We start from the raw sequence: 20,040 nt of genomic DNA on the forward strand, positions 1-20,040 counted from the left end.
AGTGCACCGTCAGCGAAGCCGGTGAGGCTAAGTATAAGGAATATCGACAGGGGCGGGCGAGCAGATTGCGCAACATGCGAGCATGATCCAGAGATTTCTTAAGCTGCAAAAGAATGGTCCATGTACATGCCCTGCGGCTTGGGTTACATTGTTGGCACTTTTTTCCGGCGTAGCCCAAAACGCGCTGTCGTCAAGGGCATGGCCTTTAACAGTCCGATCTGGAGTTAAAATGTCCTCACGTAAAGAGCTTGCTAATGCTATTCGTGCGCTGAGCATGGACGCAGTACAGAAAGCCAAATCCGGCCACCCGGGCGCCCCTATGGGCATGGCTGACATCGCCGAAGTCCTGTGGCGTGATTTCCTTAACCACAACCCGCAGAACCCGGCATGGGCAGACCGCGACCGTTTCGTGCTGTCTAACGGCCACGGCTCTATGCTGATCTACAGCCTGCTGCACCTCACTGGCTACGATCTGCCAATCGAAGAGCTGAAAAACTTCCGTCAGCTGCACTCCAAAACTCCAGGTCACCCGGAAGTGGGCTACACCGCTGGTGTTGAAACCACTACCGGTCCGCTGGGTCAGGGCATCGCTAACGCCGTAGGTATGGCGATTGCAGAGAAGACCCTGGCGGCGCAGTTTAACCGTCCTGGCCACGACATCGTTGACCACTTCACCTACGCCTTCCTGGGCGACGGCTGCATGATGGAAGGCATTTCTCACGAAGTGTGCTCCCTGGCAGGCACCCTGAAGCTGGGCAAACTGGTTGCGTTCTACGACGACAACGGCATCTCCATCGACGGTCACGTTGAAGGCTGGTTTACTGACGACACCGCCGCACGTTTCGAAGCCTACGGCTGGCACGTTGTGCGCGGCGTTGATGGCCACGATGCTGACTCGATTAAACGTGCCGTAGAAGAAGCGCGCGCCGTGACCGACAAACCGTCCCTGCTGATGTGCAAAACCATCATCGGCTTCGGTTCTCCGAACAAAGCGGGCACTCACGACTCCCACGGCGCACCGCTGGGCGACGCGGAAATTGCACTGACCCGTGAAGCTCTGGGCTGGAAACACCCTGCATTCGAAATCCCATCTGAGATCTACGCTCAGTGGGATGCAAAAGAAGTGGGCCAGGCGAAAGAAGCGGCCTGGAACGAGAAGTTTGCTGCCTATGCGAAAGCGTTCCCACAGGAAGCGGCTGAATTCACCCGTCGTATGAAAGGCGACATGCCGTCTGACTTCGACGCGAAAGCGAACGAATTCATTGCTAAGCTGCAGGCGAACCCAGCCAAGATCGCCAGCCGTAAAGCATCTCAGAATGCGATCGAAGCGTTTGGCCCTCTGCTTCCAGAATTCCTCGGTGGCTCCGCTGACCTGGCGCCATCAAACCTGACCCTGTGGTCCGGATCTAAGCCAATCAACGAAGATACTGCCGGTAACTACATCCATTACGGTGTACGTGAATTCGGGATGACCGCGATTGCCAACGGTATCGCTCTGCACGGTGGCTTCCTGCCGTACACCTCTACCTTCCTGATGTTTGTGGAATATGCACGTAACGCCGTGCGTATGGCTGCGCTGATGAAACAGCGTCAGGTGATGGTCTACACCCACGACTCTATCGGTCTGGGCGAAGACGGTCCTACCCACCAGCCAGTAGAGCAGGTGGCTTCCCTGCGCGTGACCCCGAACATGAGCACATGGCGTCCATGTGACCAGGTTGAATCTGCGGTGGCGTGGAAATACGGCGTTGAGCGTCATGATGGCCCGACCGCACTGATCCTCTCCCGTCAGAACCTGGCGCAGCAGGAGCGTACCCCAGAGCAGCTGGCAAACATCGCGCGCGGTGGTTACGTGCTGAAAGATTGCGCAGGCCAGCCTGAGCTGATCTTCATCGCGACCGGTTCTGAAGTTGAACTGGCCGTTGCCGCATGGGAAAAACTGACTGCCGAAGGCGTGAAAGCGCGCGTGGTCTCCATGCCGTCTACCGATGCGTTCGACAAGCAGGATGCCGCGTACCGCGAATCCGTACTGCCTAAAGCGGTCTCCGCTCGCGTGGCAGTGGAGGCGGGTATTGCTGACTACTGGTACAAATACGTGGGCCTGAACGGTGCTATCGTCGGTATGACCACGTTCGGTGAGTCTGCGCCGGCTGAACAGCTGTTTGAAGAGTTTGGCTTCACCGTTGAGAACGTTGTCGCTAAGGCGAAAGAACTGCTGTAAACCTCCCAATGAGGCAGAACGGGTCGCTCAGGCGGCCCGTTTTTTATTTCTTTGGTATTTTTTTTGGTTATAACAATACATATTTGGTGATTTATATCACAAATACGTAAAGTCGTGATGTGTGTAATTTGCAATGGGTATCACATATATAGACTTGCTTTTTTATTTTTCGTTTTTAACGATTTGTTTTTGTTCGTTTTATTAAAATACAGTCTGACACTCTCGCTATTTTCTCCCCGTTTGATTTCATTTTACCGCAGGCGTATTTTGTTTTTAGCGATACGTTGTACCCTAAAAATAAAATAAGGATGATATATGCGGTTAATTGATTATTTCCCTGAATCCTCAATATCAATAAAATCCGCAGCAAAGGACTGGCAGGAAGCCATTGATTTGTCCATGTCGTCTTTGCTGCAAAATCATTATATTAACGCTGGTTATATTGAAGCAATTAAAACCTCGACGCTTACTAATGGTCCTTATTACATTCTCGCTCCGGGTGTAGCGATGCCTCATGCCCGTCCGGAGTGCGGTGCCTTAAAAACAGGTATGTCATTAACGCTTCTTAAACAGGAAGTGCAGTTTGCCGACGACGATGAGCCCGTGAAATTACTCATTGGTTTATCGGCGGCGGATGCGGATTCACATATCGGCGCTATCCAGGCATTAAGCGAATTATTATGTGAAGAAGATAAACTGTCGGCGTTGTTAACCGCTAAGTCAGAAAAGCAGTTGGCGGATATTATCGCTCGCGCATAATTATTCTCTCCTTTACAGGACATTATTATGGAACACAAGTCTGCTCGTGCAAAGGTCCAGGCTTTTGGGGGCTTTTTGACTGCAATGGTCATCCCGAATATTGGCGCTTTTATTGCCTGGGGATTTATTACCGCATTATTTATTCCAACCGGCTGGATGCCAAATGAGCATTTTGCCAAAATTGTCGGTCCGATGATCACCTATTTATTGCCGGTGATGATTGGCTCTACCGGTGGACACCTGGTTGGTGGCAAACGTGGGGCGGTGATGGGGGGAATCGGCACTATCGGCGTGATTATCGGCGCGGATATTCCTATGTTCCTCGGCTCAATGATCATGGGGCCACTCGGCGGTCTGGTGATTAAGCACATCGATCGGCTGCTGGATAAACGCATTCCCGCTGGTTTTGAGATGGTCATCAACAACTTCTCGCTGGGTATTGCGGGCATGCTCCTCTGCCTGCTGGGATTTGAAGTGATCGGCCCTGCGGTGTTAATTGCCAATAACTTTATCAAAGAATGTATTGAAGCACTGGTGCATGCGGGCTATTTGCCGCTGCTGTCGCTGATTAACGAACCGGCAAAAATCCTGTTTTTAAATAACGCTATCGATCAGGGTGTTTATTATCCGCTGGGAATGCAGCAGGCTTCCGAAACGGGTAAATCCATCTTCTTTATGGTGGCCTCCAACCCCGGGCCGGGATTAGGTCTGCTGCTGGCTTTTACTTTTTTTGGCAAAGGGATGGCAAAGAAATCAGCCCCTGGCGCGATGATTATTCACTTCCTGGGCGGCATTCACGAGCTCTATTTCCCTTACGTACTGATGAAACCGCTGACGCTGATTGCGATGATCGCTGGCGGCATGAGCGGAACGTGGATATTTAATTTGTTGGGCGGCGGGCTGGTTGCTGGCCCAAGTCCGGGTTCGATTTTCGCCTATCTCGCTTTAACGCCTAAGGGTGCTTTTCTCGCAACGATTGCTGGCGTAACGGCAGGCACGCTGGTCTCTTTTGCAGTCACCTCCCTGATCTTAAAAATGGATAAAAGCCATGAAGCTGAAACGGAAGATACTTTCAATGATTCTGCCAAAGCCGTAAAAGCCATGAAGCAGGAAGGCAAGTTTTCTTATCGGGATATTAAGCGCATCGCTTTTGTCTGCGATGCCGGAATGGGCTCCAGCGCTATGGGCGCGACGACATTCCGGAAACGTCTGGAAAAGGCCGGGCGAGATATCGACGTAAAACATTACGCCATCGAAAATGTGCCTGACGATGCGGACATTATTGTTACCCATGCCAGCCTGGAAGGGCGCGCTAAACGGGTCAGTGACAAACCGTTAGTGCTGATAAAAAACTATCTCGGCGATCCGCAGCTTGACGATCTCTTTAAGCATTTAACGGCGAATTAATCTATCTGGTTCCTGGAGTCATTATGAAAACGAAAGTGGCTGCCATTTATGGCAAGCAGGATGTTCGTATCCGTGAATTTGAACTGCCCGAAATAAGCGACAATGAACTGCTGGTGAGCGTAATTTCTGACAGCGTTTGTTTATCAACCTGGAAGGCAGCGAAATTAGGCAGTGAACATAAACGTGTGCCGGACGATCTGGAAAAACATCCGGTCATCACCGGACATGAATGCGCCGGGGTGATTGTTGAGGTCGGGAAAAATCTGACCGGAAAATATAAAAAAGGTCAGCGCTTTGTTTTACAACCGGCAATGGGATTACCGACCGGTTATTCTGCTGGCTACAGCTATGAATATTTTGGCGGCAATGCGACGTATATGATTATTCCAGAAGTCGCGATTAATCTGGGCTGCGTTTTACCTTATCACGGCTCCTATTTTGCGGCGGCTTCGCTGGCGGAACCCATGTGCTGCATTATCGGCGCGTATAACGCCAATTATCATACGACGCAATATGTCTATGAGCACCGGATGGGTGTGAAGCCGGGAGGTAATATTGCGCTTCTGGCCTGCGCCGGGCCGATGGGAATTGGCGCTATTGATTATGCGATTAACGGCGGGATTCAGCCGTCGCGCGTTGTGGTGGTGGATATTGATGAGGCCCGCCTCGCGCAGGCAAAAAAATTACTGCCGGTTGAGCTGGCGGCACAAAAGGGTATTGAGCTTATCTATGTCAATACCTCCGAACTGGAGAACCCTGCCGCTACGTTACGCGCATTAACTGACAATGCAGGCTTTGACGACGTGTTTGTCTATGCCGCGGTTCCGGCGGTCATTGAACTGGCAGACGATCTTCTCGCCGAGGACGGGTGCCTGAATTTCTTCGCCGGACCAACGGACAGCAATTTCAAGGTGCCATTTAATTTTTACAACGTCCATTACAACAGTACCCACGTGGTGGGCACCTCCGGCGGTTCGACGGAAGACATGAAAGAGGCGATTGCGCTGAGTGCAACGGGTCAGCTCCAGCCGTCGTTTATGGTGACCCACATCGGCGGCCTTGATGCGGTGCCGCATACGGTGCTCAATCTGCCGGACATTCCTGGTGGCAAGAAGCTTATCTATAACGGTGTCACCATGCCGTTAACGGCCATTGCCGATTTTGCCGAAAAGGGTAAAACCGACCCGCTTTTCCGGGAGCTGGCAAGGCTTGTGGAAGAGACTCACGGCATCTGGAATGAAAAAGCAGAGCGCTATCTTCTGGCGCAGTTTGGGGTGGATATTGGGGAGGCTGAGGCATGATGTCTCTGGCGTGGCCGCTCTTTCGCGTGACCGAACAGGCGGCGCTGGCCGCCTGGCCGCAAACCGGGTGCGGCGATAAAAACCGAATCGACGGGCTGGCGGTAACCGCCATGCGTGAGGCGCTAAACGCGATAGCGATTCGCGGGCGTATCGTTATCGGCGAAGGTGAGATTGACCATGCGCCAATGCTGTGGATTGGCGAGGAGATCGGCAGCGGCGTCGGCCCGGCGGTGGATATTGCCGTCGATCCCATCGAGGGCACCCGCATGGTGGCGATGGGGCAAAGCAATGCGCTGGCTGTGATGGCGTTTGCGCCTGAGGGCAGCCTGTTTCATGCCCCTGATATGTACATGAAAAAACTGGTGGTTAACGCAGCGGCAGCCGGGGCAATCAGCCTCGCTCTCCCGCTGGCAGAGAATCTTCGCAACGTTGCCCGGGCGCTGGGCAAGCCGCTGGAGCATCTGCGGATGGTGACGCTGGACAAACCGCGCCTGCAAAATGCAATTGTCGAGGCGACGCGGCTGGGCGTGAAAGTGTTTGCGCTGCCCGATGGCGACGTCGCTGCCAGCGTTCTGACCTGCTTACAGGATAATCCCTATGATCTGATGTACACCACAGGCGGCGCGCCGGAAGGGGTGATCTCCGCCTGCGCGGTGAAAGCGCTGGGTGGCGATATGCAGGCGGAGCTGATCGATTTTTGTGAAGCGAAAGGGGAGAGTCCTGAGAACCGTAGGGTCGCCGTGCAGGAGCACCGTCGCTGTGCGGAGATGAAGGTGGAAGTCAATCGTATCTATACCCTTAGCGAACTGGTAAAGGGCAATGACATCCTGTTCAGCGCGACGGGCGTGACTGGCGGCGAACTGGTTAAAGGTATTCAACAGGTTGCGAAGGGTGTGCGCACGCAAACTTTACTGATCGGCGGCGCAGATCGAACGTGTAATATAATAGACTCTCTGCATTCACGGTGATTTATCGAGATACAAATGACGACACTGACAGAAGACGATGTGCTTGAGCAACTGGATGCTCAGAATAACCTCCTCGCATTTATGACGACGGCACAGTCTTTTTTACTCCAGGGCATTAAATGTTTTCTGCCGTCGCTGTTTGTCGATAACGATGAAGAGATCGTGGAATATGCAGTGAAGCCGTTACTCGCCCGGAGTGGGCCGCTTGATGACATCGATGTGGCGTTACGCCTGATCTATGCGCTGGGGAAAATGGAAAAATGGCTCTACGCCGACATAACGCATTTTTCGCAGTTTTATCAGTATCTGAACGAGCAGGATACGATCCCTGGCTTCGCCGATGACATCACCTGGGATTTTATCAGCAACGTTAATTGCATCACCCGTAACGCGACGTTATTCAGCGCGCTGGAGTCGATGAAATTTGCTGACTTTGCCGCATGGTCTGAGGTGCGCTTTACCGCAATGATCAAGACGGCGCTCACCCTGGCGGTAACGACAATTTTAAAGGAACTTACGCCGTGAAAATTGGGCTAACGGTCAATGGGCTATATGTAGAAGCACATTATCCTGACGACGAAATTGAAAATGTTCATAAGCCTTTGCTGCGGCAACTGGCGAAACGGCATTTCGCCAGCGCCAGCAGACGTACGATTGTTTTTCTCAGCGCCCCGCCCGGTACGGGCAAGTCCACGCTGACCGCCTTCTGGGAATATCTCTCTCGTCAGATGGAGGGGCTCGCTCCGATTCAGACGTTGCCAATGGATGGATTTCATCACTACAACGTCTGGCTGGAAGCGCATAACCTGCGCGCGTACAAAGGCGCCCCGGAGACCTTTGATGTCGACAGGCTGGCGCAACATCTGCGGCAGATAAAAGAGGGCGACGGTACCTGGCCGCAGTATGACCGGCAAACGCACGACCCTGTCGAAGATGCAATCGTGGTAACGGCCCCTGTCGTGATTGTTGAGGGGAACTGGCTGCTGCTTGATGACGAACGATGGCGAACGCTGATGGAATACTGTGATTTTTCATTGTTTATTCGCGCCCCCGCCGAAGCCTTACATACGCGCCTGGTTGGACGTAAGCTGGCCGGCGGACTCTCTCAGGCCGACGCCGACGCGTTTTATGCGCGCACCGACGGGCCAAACGTGGAGCGTGTTTTGCGTCACAGCCGTCCTGCCAATGTTGAACTGATGATGTCGGCAAATGGCGAATACCGACTCGTCTGATCCTCAGCGGCTTTCAGTAGGGGCTCCGGTCGACCCGCCGCGTTTTTACGTGGCGGGATGAAAAGGGATTATTCCGGAAAAATGTGATGGAGATCAGATAAAATCGCTCTTAATCTGGACAGAGATTCCTTTTATTCCCCGATTCGCTTATTCTTGCTGAAGCGTTTCAGTCGATTAAATGTTCGACAATTGACCAATCAATCGCAGTTTGTGACAGCAAGGATTCCCCTTCGGGCGTCGCTGGATTACTCTTTCAGCCACCTCAAACTCAGGGATAGCTTTGCAGGAGATCTATGACCGTACGCGTAGCGATTAATGGCTTCGGTCGCATCGGACGCAACGTGGTTCGTGCTTTATATGAATCCGGGCGTCGTGCGGAAATCACCGTGGTGGCAATCAATGAACTGGCGGATGCTGCGGGCATGGCGCATTTGTTGAAATATGACACCAGCCACGGTCGCTTTGCCTGGGACGTTCGCCAGGAAAGGGAACAGCTGTTCGTCGGTGACGATGCCATCCGCGTGCTGCATGAGAACAGTATTGAAGGGCTGCCCTGGCGCGAACTGGGTGTGGATGTGGTTCTGGACTGTACCGGCGTGTACGGTAACCGTGAACATGGCGAAGCGCATCTGAATGCTGGCGCGAAAAAAGTGCTGTTCTCCCATCCCGGCAGTAACGACCTCGACGCCACCGTCGTGTTTGGCGTCAACCAGCATGAGCTGCAAGCTGAACACCGCATTGTCTCAAACGCCTCCTGTACCACCAACTGCATTATTCCGGTCATTAAACTGTTAGACGATGCGTATGGCATTGAATCCGGCACCGTGACCACGATTCACTCCGCCATGCACGATCAGCAGGTAATCGACGCCTACCATCCGGATTTACGGCGCACTCGCGCGGCGAGCCAGTCCATCATTCCGGTGGATACGAAACTGGCTGCCGGGATCACCCGTATTTTCCCGCAGTTTAACGACCGTTTCGAAGCGATTGCCGTGCGCGTGCCGACGATAAACGTCACCGCAATCGATCTTAGCGTGACGGTGAAAAAACCGGTAAAAGCCTGTGAAGTCAACCTGTTGCTGCAAAAAGCGGCACAGGGAGCATTTCATGGTATAGTTGACTATACGGAATTACCGTTGGTCTCAGTAGATTTTAACCACGACCCGCACAGCGCCATCGTGGATGGCACGCAGACGCGAGTCAGTGGTGCGCACCTTATCAAGACGCTGGTCTGGTGTGATAACGAATGGGGCTTTGCTAACCGAATGCTCGACACCACGTTAGCCATGGCCGCAAAAGGTTTCAGGTAGAGCGCACCTTGCGCTTGCAAAACTTTAAGAATCAACGAGAGGATTCACCATGTCTGTAATTAAGATGACCGATCTGGATCTGGCAGGTAAACGCGTTTTCATCCGTGCCGATCTGAACGTACCGGTTAAAGATGGCAAAGTGACCAGCGACGCGCGTATCCGTGCATCTCTGCCAACCATTGAACTGGCGCTGAAGCAGGGCGCTAAAGTGATGGTCACCTCCCACCTGGGCCGTCCAACTGAAGGCGAGTACAACGAAGAGTTCTCTCTGCTGCCGGTTGTTAATTACCTGAAAGACAAACTGTCCAGCCCGGTTCGCCTGGTGAAAGATTACCTGGACGGCGTGGAAGTTGCCGAAGGTGAGCTGGTTGTTCTGGAAAACGTTCGCTTCAACAAAGGCGAAAAGAAAGACGACGAAACCCTGTCCAAAAAATACGCTGCGCTGTGCGACGTATTCGTGATGGATGCATTCGGTACGGCTCACCGTGCGCAGGCATCTACCCACGGTATCGGTAAATTCGCAGACGTCGCCTGTGCAGGTCCGCTGCTGGCTGACGAACTGGAAGCGCTGGGTAAAGCTCTGAAAGAACCTGCTCGTCCAATGGTCGCTATCGTTGGTGGTTCTAAAGTTTCTACCAAACTGACCGTACTGGATTCCCTGTCCAAAATCGCTGACCAGCTGATCGTTGGTGGTGGTATCGCGAATACCTTCGTTGCTGCGCAAGGCCACAACGTGGGTAAATCCCTGTACGAAGCGGATCTGGTTGACGAAGCCAAACGTCTGCTGAGCACCTGTGATATCCCGGTTCCAACTGACGTTCGTGTAGCTACCGAGTTCTCAGAAACTGCTACTGCAACCCTGAAGTCTGTTAACGACATCAAAGATGAAGAGCAGATTCTGGACCTGGGCGACGTTTCTGCACAGAAACTGGCTGAAATCCTGAAAAACGCAAAAACTATCCTGTGGAACGGTCCTGTCGGCGTGTTCGAATTCCCGAACTTCCGCAAAGGGACTGAGATCGTGGCTAATGCTATCGCAGACAGCGAAGCGTTCTCTATCGCAGGCGGTGGTGACACCCTGGCAGCTATCGATCTGTTCGGTATCGCTGACAAGATCTCCTACATCTCCACTGGTGGCGGCGCATTCCTCGAATTCGTGGAAGGTAAAGTCCTGCCAGCAGTAGCAATGCTCGAAGAGCGCGCTAAGAAGTAAGCCATTCAGGGGCAGGGAAACCTGCCCAATTTTCAGCGCGCTTATCAGAGCTCGCACCTTTTCTAACGGCCGAAGATACAGGACTAAGCAACATGTCTAAAATTTTTGATTTCGTAAAACCTGGCGTTATCACTGGTGATGACGTACAGAAAGTGTTCCAGGTAGCTAAAGAAAACAACTTCGCTCTGCCAGCAGTTAACTGCGTAGGTACCGACTCCATCAACGCCGTACTGGAAACCGCTGCAAAAGTTAAAGCACCGGTTATCGTTCAGTTCTCTAACGGCGGCGCTGCGTTCATCGCAGGTAAAGGCGTGAAAACTGACGTTCCTCAGGGCGCTGCTATCCTGGGTGCTATCTCTGGCGCACATCACGTTCACCAGATGGCTGAGCACTACGGTGTTCCGGTTATCCTGCATACTGACCACTGCGCGAAAAAACTGCTGCCATGGATCGACGGTCTGCTGGACGCAGGTGAAAAACACTTCGCAGCAACCGGTAAGCCACTGTTCTCTTCTCACATGATCGACCTGTCCGAAGAGTCTCTGGAAGAAAACATCGAGATCTGCTCTAAGTACCTGGCGCGTATGTCCAAAATGGGCATGACCCTGGAAATCGAACTGGGTTGCACCGGCGGTGAAGAAGACGGTGTGGACAACAGCCACATGGACGCTTCTGCTCTGTACACTCAGCCAGAAGATGTTGATTACGCTTACACCGAGCTGAGCAAAATCAGCCCACGCTTCACCATCGCAGCGTCCTTCGGTAACGTACACGGCGTATACAAACCAGGTAACGTGGTTCTGACCCCGACCATCCTGCGTGATTCTCAGGAATACGTGTCTAAGAAACACAACCTGCCGCACAACAGCCTGAACTTCGTCTTCCACGGCGGTTCCGGTTCTTCTGCTCAGGAAATCAAAGATTCCGTAAGCTATGGCGTAGTGAAAATGAACATCGATACCGACACCCAATGGGCAACCTGGGACGGTATCCTGCAATACTACAAAACCAACGAAGCTTACCTGCAAGGTCAGCTGGGCAACCCGAAAGGCGAAGACCAGCCGAACAAGAAATACTACGATCCACGCGTATGGCTGCGCGCTGCCCAGACTTCTATGATTACTCGTCTGGAGCAGGCATTCAAAGAACTGAACGCGGTTGACGTTCTGTAATTTGAGCTGTTCATAGCGTCAAGAAGGTCCGCATATGCGGGCCTTTTTTATGCCTTTTCAATAGCCTGATGCCTCTGTTTTTGTGATCTGTTTGGCAATATCATGGCTTTTTGTTTACCCTTTACTGACCTGCCTGTCTCCGTGTGGGATAGATTTTGTGGTTTTTATGAGCATAAGGAAAGATAAATGGAAGATCTCGGTGTTGTAGATAGCATCAATAACGCTGGCTCCTGGCTGGTGCGCAACCAGGCGCTCCTGATTAGTTACGCTGTGAATATTGCGGCAGCAATTGCCATCATTGTCGTGGGGATGATTATTGCCCGTACGGTTTCCAGGGGCGTTAATCGCGTAATGCTATCCCGTCATATCGATGCAACCGTTGCTGATTTCCTTTCTGCGCTGGTGCGTTACGGGATTATTGCGTTTACCCTCATTGCGGCAATGGGGCGGGTCGGTGTACAAACCGCTTCGGTCATTGCCGTACTTGGTGCCGCTGGTCTGGCCGTAGGTCTCGCTCTTCAGGGCTCGCTGGCTAACCTTGCAGCTGGCGTACTGTTAGTGACGTTCCGTCCTTTCCGTGCCGGAGAGTATGTTGATCTCGGTGGCACTGCGGGCACCGTGCTGAACGTGCAGATTTTCTCCACCACGCTGCGTTCGGCAGACGGCAAAATCGTCATTGTGCCAAACAAGAAAGTGATTGATGGCAACATTACTAACTTCTCTCGTGAGCCGGTTCGCCGTAATGAACTCATTATCGGGGTTGGCTATGATTCAGATACTGAGCTGGTGAAAAAGCTGATTACCGATATCATCGAATCAGATGACCGCATTCTTAAAGATCGCGAAATGACCGTTCGCCTGAACGAGCTAGGCGCGTCATCCATTAATTTTGTGGTGCGCATCTGGAGTAAAAGTGGCGATCTGCAAAACGTTTACTGGGACGTGCTGGAACGCATCAAGCGTGACTTTGACGCCAACGGCATCAGCTTCCCTTATCCGCAGATGGATGTGAACTTCAAAAAAGTGAAAGAAGCTGACTAACGCCCGTCAGTTCAGACAACGCCCGCATTGTATGCGGGCGTTGAGCCTATCGCTTTTGCCGGGCGTTAGCCTCCAGCAATAAACGTAGCTCATGCATCAATTTGCCTGCGTCCGTATTACCCTTACTTTCCTGTTGCCGTACCCATTCCTCCTGAACCTCTTGATATCGCGTTGCTTTCTGCCATTCCAATTGCTCATCACGGCTCAGAAGATGAAGCTTAGCGCCTTCGTTTTCCAGACGCGTGGTGAGAGAAGCCAGCCCGCTGTCCAACGCCGCACCGAGTTGTTTCTCCGTGGTTTCGGCTGCACGACGAATAGCAAGACGATCCCGCTCGTCCAGTGCGTTTAAGGTGTCCTTATTTATAACCAGAAGGTAGACATGCCCCAGCCAGAGCGCAGGAGAATAATGAATGTAGGGCGCCGCGCGCTGCGCATGTATGTCATCTCCGCTGTCGAGATTCACCATAAGGCCATTCAACTGTCCCGTGCGCAACGCGTCGGTAATCTTGTCATTCCAGGGCATTGCCAGGGTAGCTCCGCCAGCATTGCGCAAAAATGACTGGTGCCAGAAGCTGGCGGTTCGCCATTTTGTTCCCTCTAGCTGCTTCAGCTTAACGTCTGGCTGACGGGTAAAGAACCCGACCGGATAACCCAGGAAGAACTGCAAATTCACCAGGTTATTCTGCCCAAGCTCGCGGGCAAACTGTGGATATTGCTGGAACACGCGATGAAAGAAGCGCACCTGGGCCTCGCCGTTTGCAGGCCCCAGGGGAAAGCTTTTGAATATTTGATGAAGCGGCAGTTGCTCAGCTGTATATTCAGGGACAACGATGCCAATATCAGCTCTGGTGCCCTGGCCAAGCGTACTTAGCGCATTGTAACTACTTGATATATCACCTTTCCAGTGGGCTTCAATTTTCAGGCGGCCTTGCGATTCTTTTTCAATCTCACTAAAGAAAACGTTTTTGATAAATTGCGTACGCATATTGCCGTACGGTTCGTGGTCCGTGTAGCGAAGTATCTTTTCTGCATTCGCTATGGCCGGAAATGCCGTTAAGAGCGCAAATATGGCGGAGATGACCATTGCAACGCCTTGATGTTTCATATGATTTCCTGTGAGAATTTTTCGGCCTGGGGCAATACAGCATACGCCGGGTCGCGAGAGGGCAGGTTTTATAAAATCTTAATATTGTATACAGCAGGGTTTTATTAGTGATTCTAATTAACCATTAAAATTTTAAATTTTATCTAATGATGGTCACGCAGTATAGTCTGCACGTAGAGAAAACTGCCTGAGAGTTATCAATGTTAACTTACTATTTTCAAGGGCTTGCATTAGGTGCGGCCATGATCCTTCCCCTTGGTCCACAAAATGCGTTTGTGATGAACCAGGGCATTCGCCGCCAGTATCATCTGATGATTGCCCTGCTGTGCGCGGTGAGCGATTTGCTACTGATTTGCGCCGGGATTTTTGGCGGCAGCGCCTTGCTGATGCAGTCGCCGTGGCTGCTGGCGCTGGTTACCTGGGGCGGCGTAGCGTTTCTGCTGTGGTACGGGTTTGGCGCCCTGAAAACGGCCATGAGCAGCAATCTTGAGCTGGCGAGCGCCGAAGTGATGAAGCAGGGGCGCTGGAAGATTATCGTCACCATGCTCGCCGTGACGTGGCTTAACCCGCACGTCTACCTTGATACCTTTGTGGTGCTCGGCAGCCTGGGTGGACAGCTGGACGTTGAGCCCAAGCGCTGGTTTGCGCTCGGTACGGTCAGCGCCTCCTTCCTCTGGTTCTTCGGTCTTGCGATCCTGGCGGCGTGGCTGGCGCCACGGCTGCGGACTGCCAGAGCGCAGCGCATCATTAACACGCTGGTGGGGCTGGTGATGTGGTTTATTGCCTTCCTGCTGGCGAAAGAGGGGATTCATCACGTACAGGGACTGTTCAACTAAGCGTTGTCTTATGGACATCTGAACAAGACCCGCTAAGCTTGCTGGCATGAGCCCTGTTAACAGGGCACTCTTCGCAACATGGAGGAATGACAGTGAAGTTTAAGGTGATGGCCCTGGCGGCATTAGTAAGTTTAGGTACGGTGTCGGTGCAGGCGAATGAACTGCCAAACGGCCCGCACATTGTCACTTCAGGCACGGCAAGCGTGGATGCGGTACCGGATGTTGCAACCCTGGCAATTGAAGTGAACGTGGCGGCGAAAGATGCTGCTTCCGCCAAGAAACAGGCAGACGATCGTGTTGCGCAATACCTCTCTTTCCTGGAACAGAACGGTGTCGCGAAAAAAGACATCAGCTCTGCGAACCTGCGTACCCAACCGGATTACGACTACCAGAACGGCAAAAGCATCCTGAAAGGCTATCGCGCCGTGCGTACTGTGGAAGTGACTGTACGCCAGCTTGATAAGCTCAACGGATTGCTGGATGGTGCGCTGAAGGCTGGGCTGAACGAAATTCGTTCCGTCTCGCTGGGCGTTGCGCAACCGGAGAAATATAAAGACGAAGCGCGTAAAGCGGCGATTGATGATGCCATTCATCAGGCGCAGCAGCTGGCATCCGGCTTCAAGACCAAGCTCGGTCCGGTTTACAGCGTGCGCTACCACGTTTCAAACTACCAGCCAAGCCCGATGGTTCGGATGATGAAGGCGGACGCCGCGCCGGTTTCTGCTCAGGAAACCTACGAGCAGCCAACCATTCAGTTCGACGATCAGGTTGATGTGGTGTTCCAGCTGGAGCCGACTGAAAAGCCCGCTCAGTAACCCGTAGGCCGGGTAAGGCGAAGCCGCCACCCGGCTAGTTTTTCAATCCTGTCTTAACACCTTATGCCCAAACGCCAGCAGCGCGTCAGTGACGTTGCGCATCATGCGGCTTTCCGGCGCAAAACGGTGCCAGTACAGCATCCGGCGCTGATACAGCCCCGGGGTTAAATCAATCAGCTCACCGCTTTTCAACTCTTTCTCAATCTGCAAATGCGGGATCATGCAGCAGGTGGTTCCCTGACGCGCGAGCTGTACGAAGGCTTCGGACGAGTTAACGATATGACACGGTACGCTGCCCGGCGGCAGATCGAAGTTTTGTTGCAGGAAGGCCTGATGCATATCGTCCAGATGGTCGAAAGCGACGGCAGGCGCTTTCAGCAGCGCGGCGCGGGTCACACCGTTCGGGAAGTAGCGCTCGGCAAAAGCTTTTGAACCGACAAACAGGTAATCCAGCGCGCCCAGCTGATCCACCAGACAGCTTGGCAACGCCTGAGGCTGAATACTGACCGCACCAACCACTTCGCCGCGACGCAGGCGCTCCTGGGTGCGGGTTTCGTCTTCAACCTGGAGATTCAGGCGGATAGGGGAGTCGGCCAGCACCGGCGCAAGGGCCGGCAGCAGCCAGGTCGCCAGACTGTCGGCGTTCACCGCCAGCGACAGCAGCAGCGGCGTGGAGCCGGTCTGTTCATCGCCCAGCCACTCATCTTCCAGCAGTTCAACCTGCCGCAGCAGGGCGAGGAGCTTTTGTCCTTGCTCCGTCGGACGCGGCGGTACGGTACGCACCAGCAGCGGCTGCCCGAACATGTTTTCAAGCTGTTTGATACGCTGTGATACGGCGGACTGGGTGATGCACAGCTTTTGCGCCGCGCGCTCAAAACCGCGTTCACGAATAACTGCATCAAGTGCCTGTAGTGTTCTGTAGTCCGGACGTTTCATTGCTCTGGCTGACTCCTTAATTTTGCTTAATCTGCACTATGACACAATTTTCCCTTCGTGGCAGACGAAATCCATTCGACGTGTTCTATAATGCGCCCTGAGTTTTCACACCACAGGCAAAACGATCATGACGCAGGATGAACTGAAAAAAGCAGTAGGATGGGCCGCTCTCCAGTACGTACAGCCGGGTACCATTGTCGGTGTTGGTACGGGGTCGACGGCGGCGCACTTTATCGATGCGCTGGGCACGATGAAGGGGCAGATCGAGGGCGCGGTTTCCAGCTCCGATGCTTCCACGGAAAAGCTGAAAAGCCTCGGCATCACCGTTTTCGACCTCAACGAAGTGGACCGTCTGGGCATTTACGTTGATGGCGCGGATGAAATCAACGGCCATATGCAGATGATCAAAGGCGGCGGCGCGGCGCTGACGCGCGAGAAGATCATTGCCTCCGTTGCGGATAAGTTCATCTGCATCGCGGACGCCTCCAAGCAGGTCGACATTCTGGGGAATTTCCCGCTGCCGGTCGAAGTGATCCCGATGGCGCGCAGCGCCGTGGCTCGTCAACTGGTGAAGCTGGGCGGTCGTCCGGAATACCGTCAGGGTGTGGTGACCGACAACGGCAACGTGATCCTCGACGTTCACGGCCTTGAGATCCTCGATGCCATTGCGCTGGAAAATGCGATCAACGGCATTCCAGGCGTCGTTACCGTAGGGTTATTTGCCAACCGTGGCGCGGACGTGGCGCTGATCGGCACGGCTGACGGTGTAAAAACCATCGTAAAATGATCTGACGGGGGGAACGCTCCCCCCGCTAAAAAATTTTTGAAAAGCTAAATTCGGTGACTTGTGTCACGTTTTTCCGCCTCTTTTGCCGATCCTGCCACGTTCGTAATTTTCCGCAGCATTTTCCTCTGCCATTTTGCTCTGTATGACTTTTCTTCAGAGTGCCGACGCAAACGTTCATATTGCTGCAATAGTTTTTTTTGATATGTTGGCTGCACGGGATTTAAATCCAGCACAACATCAGTTCAGATAAAAACAGGGTCGGGTAAATGGCAAAGGTATCACTGGAGAAAGACAAGATTAAATTCCTGCTGGTTGAAGGCGTGCACCAGAAAGCGCTCGATAGCCTTCGCGCAGCAGGCTACACCAACATCGAATTTCACAAAGGCGCGCTGGACACTGAAGAGCTGAAAGCGTCCATCCGTGATGCCCATTTCATTGGCCTGCGATCCCGTACCCAACTGACTGAAGACGTTATTGCTGCGGCGGAAAAGCTGGTGGCGATTGGCTGTTTCTGCATCGGCACCAACCAGGTTGATCTGAATGCCGCCGCCAAACGCGGTATCCCGGTCTTTAACGCGCCGTTCTCCAACACCCGTTCCGTGGCGGAGCTGGTGATTGGCGAGCTGCTGCTGCTCCTTCGCGGCATTCCGGAAGCTAACGCTAAAGCGCACCGCGGCGTGTGGAATAAGCTGGCTGCGGGCTCCTACGAAGCGCGTGGTAAAAAGCTCGGGATTATCGGTTACGGCCATATCGGTACGCAGCTCGGTATTCTGGCGGAATCCCTCGGCATGCACGTGTTTTTCTACGATATCGAAAGCAAGCTGCCGCTGGGTAACGCGACGCAGGTGCAGCATCTCTCTGATCTGCTGAACATGAGCGACGTGGTCAGCCTGCACGTGCCGGAAAATGCGTCCACCAAAAACATGATGGGGGCGGAAGAGCTGGCGCTGATGAAGCCGGGCTCTCTGCTGATCAACGCCGCGCGCGGCACTGTGGTTGACATTCCTGCGCTGTGCGACGCGCTGAAGCGTAAGCATCTGGCGGGTGCGGCGATTGACGTATTCCCGACGGAACCGGCCACCAACAGCGATCCGTTCACCTCTCCGCTGTGCGAGTTCGACAACGTGATCCTGACGCCGCACATCGGCGGTTCTACTCAGGAAGCGCAGGAGAATATCGGCCTGGAAGTGGCGGGTAAGCTGAGCAAATATTCCGACAACGGTTCAACGCTCTCTGCGGTGAACTTCCCGGAGGTGTCTCTGCCGCTGCACGGTGGGCGTCGTCTGCTGCACATCCACGAAAACCGTCCTGGCGTGCTGACCGCCATCAACCAGATCTTTGCCGAGCAGGGCGTTAACATTGCCGCGCAGTATCTGCAAACTAACTCGCAGATGGGTTATGTGGTGATTGATATCGAAGCGGATGAAGACATCGCCGAGAAAGCATTGCAGAGCATGAAGGCCATTCCGGGGACGATTCGCGCGCGCCTGTTGTACTGATGGTGCGGTTTGTGGCGTCGGGTGGCGCTACGCTTACCCGACCTACAATGTTCGTGCGGTCTGCGTGTCGGGTGGCGCTTACGCTTACCCGACCTACAATGTTCGTGCGGTCTGTGGCGTCGGGTGGCGGCTGCGCCTTACCCGACCTACAGTTGTCGTGCGGTTTGTGTGTCGGGTGGCGCTTACGCTTACCCGACCTACAATGTTCGAGGATTTATGTAGGCCGGGTAAGGCGTAGCCGCCACCCGGCTTTGTTCTACCAGGTCCAGGTTTTACTGGGCGTCACTACCGCCGGTAACGGCACATCCCATTTCTCTACGGGTAATGCCTCCACGCCCTGGCAATCATGCGCATAGCCCACCGGCTGCAACCCGTACTGCTGCCAGTTTTGCAGCGTCCTGTCGTAGAACCCCCCGCCCATGCCTAATCGCTGGCCCTGCTCGTCAAACGCCACCAGCGGCGCAATCAGCACATCCAGCCCGGAAAGCGGGAGCACGTCGCGCACGTCCAGTTTGGGTTCGGTGATTTTTAGACGATTCACCACCAGCTCGCTGTGCGGATGGTAGTGCAGAAACAGCAGATTGCCCGGGCTAAAGGGATGCAGAACCGGCAGGTAAACTTTTTTCCCGGCGCGCCAGAGCTGGTCGATAAGCGGTTGGGTATCCAGCTCACCATCAAACGAGAGAAACAGGGCGACGGTGTTTGCCATCACCACAGGGGGATAGGCCATCATGCGGGCGGCGGCCTGCTGAGCAAACTGTGCCTGTTGCTCGGCGCTTAGGGCGCGACGACGCTGGCGAATAAGCTGACGGATGTCCTGGCGTGAAGCAGAAACTTCAGGGAGTTGAGTCATGGTAGTCGGTAGAAGAAAAGAGAGGGAATCTCCGAGATGCCGCCGCAGGCTGTAACCCTTGAACCCTTGGTTCAAGGTGAATGTGTCGTCATAGTTTTAAGGCTTCTCGGACGAACCGAGCATGCTCACCAACCATGGAGCGCCACATTCTTGTGGTATGAAATATCGGCTCAGGGGACTGGCCCGCTTGCGAACATCTCAGAGAAATTTTGTCTTCACAGTTACTCTACCATAGTCAACTGAGAAGTGTTATTCAAACTTTGGTCCCGGTCTTTCGGGACTGCGACCTTGATCAAGCAATGCCTGTTCTATGGTCTGCTGGAGCATTTTAATGCGCTGCTCCATGCTTGCCGCGTAATCGCGGGTCTTCGCTTTTTCCTGAGTCAGTTCATAGCTGATGTTCAACGCGGCGATGAAAACCAGCTGCTCAGTATTTGTGACTCTAGTGCGTTCTTTTAGATCTTGCAACCGCTGATTCAAATCGTCCGCAGCCTGATTCAAGGCATCCCTTTGTTCAGGCGGACAATTCACTCGCAGTGAACGGCCAAAAATCTGGAGATCGACGGGTTGTGCAGACATGCC

The 20,040-nt window shown here is 53.5% G+C and carries 19 protein-coding genes and 1 other RNA gene; 15 read left to right on the forward strand and 5 right to left on the reverse strand.

The genetic code is table 11. From position 1 onward, the window contains the following. Window positions 1-229 precede the first annotated feature (229 nt). From tkt to mscS, 11 genes are all read left to right on the forward strand, one after another. On the forward strand, window positions 230-2,221 hold the full coding sequence (tkt, locus tag IM290_RS04195) for a transketolase (RefSeq protein WP_015571818.1): 1,992 nt from the start codon (window positions 230-232) through the stop codon (window positions 2,219-2,221). Window positions 2,222-2,536: 315 nt separating this feature from the next. Then, window positions 2,537-2,980 carry a PTS mannitol transporter subunit IIA gene (gene cmtB / locus IM290_RS04200; RefSeq protein ID WP_023295399.1) on the forward strand — a complete coding sequence of 148 codons (444 nt, stop codon included), beginning with the start codon at window positions 2,537-2,539 and terminating at the stop codon, window positions 2,978-2,980. Window positions 2,981-3,007: 27 nt separating this feature from the next. Then, window positions 3,008-4,387, forward strand: coding sequence for a PTS mannitol transporter subunit IICB (locus tag IM290_RS04205; RefSeq protein WP_126291047.1), 1,380 nt, complete (start codon window positions 3,008-3,010; stop codon window positions 4,385-4,387). Between the two features lie 23 nt (window positions 4,388-4,410). Then, entirely contained in the window at window positions 4,411-5,688 is a 1,278-nt protein-coding gene (locus tag IM290_RS04210) for a zinc-binding dehydrogenase (RefSeq protein ID WP_193041493.1), read from the forward strand. Continuing rightward, the gene (glpX, locus tag IM290_RS04215; RefSeq protein WP_193041492.1) at window positions 5,685-6,656 is read left to right on the forward strand and encodes a class II fructose-bisphosphatase; all 972 of its coding nucleotides are present in this window, start codon (window positions 5,685-5,687) and stop codon (window positions 6,654-6,656) included. The genes IM290_RS04210 and glpX overlap by 4 nt, the downstream gene beginning before the upstream one ends. 15 nt (window positions 6,657-6,671) lie before the next feature. Further along, window positions 6,672-7,181, forward strand: coding sequence for an MltR family transcriptional regulator (locus IM290_RS04220; RefSeq protein WP_015571811.1), 510 nt, complete (start codon window positions 6,672-6,674; stop codon window positions 7,179-7,181). Further along, window positions 7,178-7,888, forward strand: a complete 711-nt coding sequence (locus IM290_RS04225; protein WP_193041491.1) for a nucleoside/nucleotide kinase family protein — start codon at window positions 7,178-7,180, stop codon at window positions 7,886-7,888. The genes IM290_RS04220 and IM290_RS04225 overlap by 4 nt, the downstream gene beginning before the upstream one ends. Window positions 7,889-8,181: 293 nt before the next feature. Next, window positions 8,182-9,201: an erythrose-4-phosphate dehydrogenase gene (gene epd, locus IM290_RS04230; protein WP_015571810.1), complete on the forward strand. Its 1,020-nt coding sequence runs from the start codon at window positions 8,182-8,184 to the stop codon at window positions 9,199-9,201. 49 nt (window positions 9,202-9,250) lie between these two features. Next, window positions 9,251-10,414, forward strand: a complete 1,164-nt coding sequence (gene pgk, locus IM290_RS04235) for a phosphoglycerate kinase (protein WP_015571809.1) — start codon at window positions 9,251-9,253, stop codon at window positions 10,412-10,414. Window positions 10,415-10,506: 92 nt separating this feature from the next. Then, on the forward strand, window positions 10,507-11,586 hold the full coding sequence (gene fbaA, locus IM290_RS04240; protein WP_017692704.1) for a class II fructose-bisphosphate aldolase: 1,080 nt from the start codon (window positions 10,507-10,509) through the stop codon (window positions 11,584-11,586). Between the two features lie 186 nt (window positions 11,587-11,772). Beyond that, the gene (gene mscS / locus IM290_RS04245) at window positions 11,773-12,627 is read left to right on the forward strand and encodes a small-conductance mechanosensitive channel MscS (RefSeq protein ID WP_040118073.1); all 855 of its coding nucleotides are present in this window, start codon (window positions 11,773-11,775) and stop codon (window positions 12,625-12,627) included. 46 nt (window positions 12,628-12,673) lie between these two features. Here mscS and IM290_RS04250 read toward each other — a convergent pair whose 3' ends face one another. Further along, window positions 12,674-13,732, reverse strand: coding sequence for an ABC transporter substrate-binding protein (locus IM290_RS04250; RefSeq protein ID WP_193041490.1), 1,059 nt, complete (start codon window positions 13,730-13,732; stop codon window positions 12,674-12,676). Between the two features lie 200 nt (window positions 13,733-13,932). Here IM290_RS04250 and argO point away from each other — a divergent pair, with 200 nt between their 5' ends. Beyond that, window positions 13,933-14,568 carry an arginine exporter ArgO gene (gene argO, locus IM290_RS04255; protein ID WP_193041489.1) on the forward strand — a complete coding sequence of 212 codons (636 nt, stop codon included), beginning with the start codon at window positions 13,933-13,935 and terminating at the stop codon, window positions 14,566-14,568. A gap of 92 nt (window positions 14,569-14,660) precedes the next feature. Next, the gene (locus IM290_RS04260) at window positions 14,661-15,383 is read left to right on the forward strand and encodes an oxidative stress defense protein (RefSeq protein ID WP_032654935.1); all 723 of its coding nucleotides are present in this window, start codon (window positions 14,661-14,663) and stop codon (window positions 15,381-15,383) included. A gap of 42 nt (window positions 15,384-15,425) precedes the next feature. On the opposite strand, the gene argP is transcribed toward IM290_RS04260, so the two are convergent. Continuing rightward, entirely contained in the window at window positions 15,426-16,319 is an 894-nt protein-coding gene (gene argP / locus IM290_RS04265; protein ID WP_003860089.1) for a DNA-binding transcriptional regulator ArgP, read from the reverse strand. Between the two features lie 127 nt (window positions 16,320-16,446). On the opposite strand from argP, the gene rpiA reads away from it, so the two are divergent. Next, on the forward strand, window positions 16,447-17,106 hold the full coding sequence (gene rpiA, locus IM290_RS04270) for a ribose-5-phosphate isomerase RpiA (RefSeq protein ID WP_003860091.1): 660 nt from the start codon (window positions 16,447-16,449) through the stop codon (window positions 17,104-17,106). A gap of 266 nt (window positions 17,107-17,372) precedes the next feature. Then, a complete protein-coding gene (gene serA, locus IM290_RS04275; protein WP_017692705.1) occupies window positions 17,373-18,605 on the forward strand; it encodes a phosphoglycerate dehydrogenase in 1,233 nt (410 codons plus the stop codon). Between the two features lie 256 nt (window positions 18,606-18,861). Here serA and IM290_RS04280 read toward each other — a convergent pair whose 3' ends face one another. The 3 genes from IM290_RS04280 to zapA all read right to left on the reverse strand — a co-directional run bounded on the left by IM290_RS04280 (window position 18,862) and on the right by zapA (window position 20,037). Beyond that, complete coding sequence (locus tag IM290_RS04280; protein WP_193041488.1) at window positions 18,862-19,458, reverse strand: 5-formyltetrahydrofolate cyclo-ligase; 597 nt, start codon at window positions 19,456-19,458, stop codon at window positions 18,862-18,864. Window positions 19,459-19,482: 24 nt separating this feature from the next. After that, a non-coding RNA gene (gene ssrS, locus IM290_RS04285) (6S RNA) lies at window positions 19,483-19,666 on the reverse strand. Window positions 19,667-19,707: 41 nt separating this feature from the next. Further along, complete coding sequence (zapA, locus tag IM290_RS04290) at window positions 19,708-20,037, reverse strand: cell division protein ZapA (RefSeq protein ID WP_003860096.1); 330 nt, start codon at window positions 20,035-20,037, stop codon at window positions 19,708-19,710. Window positions 20,038-20,040: the final 3 nt, after the last annotated feature.

The sequence above is a fragment of the Enterobacter cloacae complex sp. S1 genome (assembly GCF_014930525.1).
GTDB lineage: Bacteria > Pseudomonadota > Gammaproteobacteria > Enterobacterales > Enterobacteriaceae > Enterobacter > Enterobacter hormaechei_C.

Bases quoted from the DNA above. Each gene is read 5' to 3' on its own strand.
- tkt (WP_015571818.1), top strand. From the start codon at position 230: ATGTCCTCACGTAAAGAGCTTGCTAATGCTATTCGTGCGCTGAGCATG.
- cmtB (WP_023295399.1), top strand. From the start codon at position 2,537: ATGCGGTTAATTGATTATTTCCCTGAATCCTCAATATCAATAAAATCC.
- IM290_RS04205 (WP_126291047.1), top strand. From the start codon at position 3,008: ATGGAACACAAGTCTGCTCGTGCAAAGGTCCAGGCTTTTGGGGGCTTT.
- IM290_RS04210 (WP_193041493.1), top strand. From the start codon at position 4,411: ATGAAAACGAAAGTGGCTGCCATTTATGGCAAGCAGGATGTTCGTATC.
- glpX (WP_193041492.1), top strand. From the start codon at position 5,685: ATGATGTCTCTGGCGTGGCCGCTCTTTCGCGTGACCGAACAGGCGGCG.
- IM290_RS04220 (WP_015571811.1), top strand. From the start codon at position 6,672: ATGACGACACTGACAGAAGACGATGTGCTTGAGCAACTGGATGCTCAG.
- epd (WP_015571810.1), top strand. From the start codon at position 8,182: ATGACCGTACGCGTAGCGATTAATGGCTTCGGTCGCATCGGACGCAAC.
- pgk (WP_015571809.1), top strand. From the start codon at position 9,251: ATGTCTGTAATTAAGATGACCGATCTGGATCTGGCAGGTAAACGCGTT.
- fbaA (WP_017692704.1), top strand. From the start codon at position 10,507: ATGTCTAAAATTTTTGATTTCGTAAAACCTGGCGTTATCACTGGTGAT.
- mscS (WP_040118073.1), top strand. From the start codon at position 11,773: ATGGAAGATCTCGGTGTTGTAGATAGCATCAATAACGCTGGCTCCTGG.
- IM290_RS04250 (WP_193041490.1), bottom strand. From the start codon at position 13,732: ATGAAACATCAAGGCGTTGCAATGGTCATCTCCGCCATATTTGCGCTC.
- argO (WP_193041489.1), top strand. From the start codon at position 13,933: ATGTTAACTTACTATTTTCAAGGGCTTGCATTAGGTGCGGCCATGATC.
- argP (WP_003860089.1), bottom strand. From the start codon at position 16,319: ATGAAACGTCCGGACTACAGAACACTACAGGCACTTGATGCAGTTATT.
- rpiA (WP_003860091.1), top strand. From the start codon at position 16,447: ATGACGCAGGATGAACTGAAAAAAGCAGTAGGATGGGCCGCTCTCCAG.
- serA (WP_017692705.1), top strand. From the start codon at position 17,373: ATGGCAAAGGTATCACTGGAGAAAGACAAGATTAAATTCCTGCTGGTT.
- IM290_RS04280 (WP_193041488.1), bottom strand. From the start codon at position 19,458: ATGACTCAACTCCCTGAAGTTTCTGCTTCACGCCAGGACATCCGTCAG.
- zapA (WP_003860096.1), bottom strand. From the start codon at position 20,037: ATGTCTGCACAACCCGTCGATCTCCAGATTTTTGGCCGTTCACTGCGA.